General features: G+C 45.8%; 1 protein-coding gene. It reads right to left on the bottom strand.

Annotated features, from left to right (window positions below; translation table 11 throughout):
• Nucleotides 1-723: 723 nt before the first annotated feature.
• Nucleotides 724-1029: fumarate hydratase (locus tag NWE95_00605; GenBank protein ID MCW4002401.1), on the bottom strand; the 306-nt coding region annotated here is incomplete at its 5' end.

Below are 1029 nucleotides of genomic sequence, written 5' to 3'. Positions count from 1 at the left end.
GCATATGGTGCGGAGGGCGGTTGCGTTATGTTCCTTCGTATTCTGCGTGTTTTATTTTGTGGGTTAGGTGACGCAGCCTGTGGCGTAGGGCTTGTCGCGTTTCCAGCATTGCGTGTTTGCAGTTTTCGCAGTAGTAGAGTTTCATGTTGTTTCCTCTCATGATTTGCTGGAGTCGATGCTTGAATTATGTTGCCGCAGGGATAAAAGGAAGATTTTGAAAAAACCAATATATCAGAGACTGATGGAGCACACTGGTATTGGCAGTCTCAATCTTTGCGTGGGAGATTTTGTTTTGGGTTTTGAAATCTGTAATCGTAAATCACAATACATAATAATACATTTGCCCACGCCTTAAAGGAGAGCGCATTCAGGCAATTTCGCTACCAGTAATGCCGCTGAGGACGGTTGAAAAATGACACAAACAGGCATGTTCCGAAAACAGAATCAAGGAGGTAGGCGACATCTTTGAAAAGAGTATACGCGTATATCTTGGTTCTCATTTGCTCTCTGCTGCTCACTGGTTTCCTCACCACAGAAAGCCCTCAGAACTTTGCCAGTCTTTCAGATGCCGATGCCGACTCAGACCATAATTAAATCTACTTCTTTTGTCTCCATGTAACTATAAAACTTGTGAAAGAATATTTTCGAACAAAAACAACCAAGAAGCAAGCATTATGAAACGGTTGATTCTCGGAAAGAGCGAACAAAAAACGCGCTGCAAAATCACGGTTCAATGCGAGGTGGCTTTTTGTGCGTTAAGTATTCTACTGTGCCGTCAACAGTGATTCTTGCAGAAGCGCGTCGCGCAGCCCAGCAGTTGAAGGCAATGGCTGCTGGAAACGATGCTGGATGCCTGTGCGCGTAGTCTATGTGAACGCCTAGTACCGTGGTTTTTCCGCCTAGTCCCATGGGTCCTATGCCTGTCATGTTTGTTGCTTCCAGAAGTTCTTGTTCTAGGCGGGCGATTTCTGGGTCGGCGTTGGCTTCGTTCAAGGGCTTGAGCAGTGCCTTTTTCGCTAAGGCTATTGC

Source organism: Candidatus Bathyarchaeota archaeon (assembly GCA_026014725.1).
GTDB lineage: Archaea > Thermoproteota > Bathyarchaeia > Bathyarchaeales > Bathycorpusculaceae > Bathycorpusculum.
This window is presented reverse-complemented; position numbering and strand designations above follow the sequence as displayed.